General features: G+C 70.4%; 1 protein-coding gene. It reads left to right on the forward strand.

Annotated elements, in window-relative coordinates; all coding sequences use genetic code 11:
- On the forward strand, positions 1 to 1207 hold a 1207-nt coding region (locus CXY79_RS00010; protein ID WP_146068052.1), incomplete at both ends, for an HNH endonuclease signature motif containing protein.

Genomic DNA, 1207 nt, shown 5'->3' on the forward strand with positions numbered 1-1207 from the left:
GAAGAGCAAGAGGCTCTCGGGGAGCATTTCGAGGCGATCGCGGAGGCCGAACTGGCCATCGCCGTGGCGTTCGCCCGGCGGGCGGAGTTGGTCGAGGCGGGCCGCCGCTTCGGGCAGGCCCGGGCGAACGCGGCGGCGCGGCTGCCGGGGTCCCGGTGGGACGCGGCCGAGGTCGCCGAGCGGGAGTTCGTCAGCGAACTGGCCTGCACGATCCGGGTGCCGCGCCGCACGGCTGAGAACCTGATCGCGGAGAGCCGCGCCTTGGCCGGCGAGCTCCCGGCCACCCGGGCCGCGCTCGAGGCCGGCGAGATCAGTTACCAGCACGCGAAGGTGGTGATCAATCAGGCCTGGTCGGTTCCCGACGAGGCCAAGGCGGCGTTCGAGGCGGAGGTTCTGCGGTCGGCGGGCACGGTGACGGCGTCGAAGCTGAAGTACCGGGCCCGGCTGCTCCGGGAGCGCCTGCATCCGGAGACGATCCGGGCCCGGCACCAGAAGTCCGTGCGCGACCGGGCCGTGTTCTTCGAGCCCGAGCCCGATGGTATGGCGTCGCTGACCCTGTACGACAGTGCGGAGAAGGTGGCCGGTGCCTACGAGCGGGTGATGCTCGCAGCGTTGAGTCTGCAGGGGCCGGAGGAGGTGCGCACCCTGACGCAGCTCGAGGCGGACGTGTTCGCCGACATCATCCTCGATGGGGTCACCCCGTCCGGCCTCGGCAAGGGCATCCGGGGTGCGGTCAATGTGACCGTGCCGGTGCTGACTCTGATGGGTCTCGGTGAGGAGCCGGGGTTCTTGGAGGGGTATGGTCCGATCGACCCGGACACGGCCCGGCAGATCGCGGCCGGGGCGCCGAGTTTCACCCGGATCCTGGTGCACCCGGAGACGGGGGCGGTGCTGTCGGTAGGCCGGGACCGGTACGCGGTCCCGGAAGACCTGAAACGGTTCCTCCGGGTGCGAGACAAAACCTGCCGGTTTCCGGGCTGCAACCGGTCGGCGGCGCATTGCGACCTGGACCATTCCCTGGATTGGCAGTTCGAGGGCCTGACCGCGCACGACAACCTCGCGCATCTGTGTCCGGCGTGTCATGCGTTGAAGAGCGAGACCGGGTGGCGGGTGTTGCACCTCGGTGACGGCACGCTTGAGTGGACGTCGCCGACCGGGCGCACGTTCGTGAGTGAGCCGGCCACGGTCATCCGCTCGGCGTCGCCTG

It is taken from the genome of Cryobacterium sp. M96, assembly GCF_002929845.1.
GTDB lineage: Bacteria > Actinomycetota > Actinomycetes > Actinomycetales > Microbacteriaceae > Cryobacterium > Cryobacterium sandaracinum.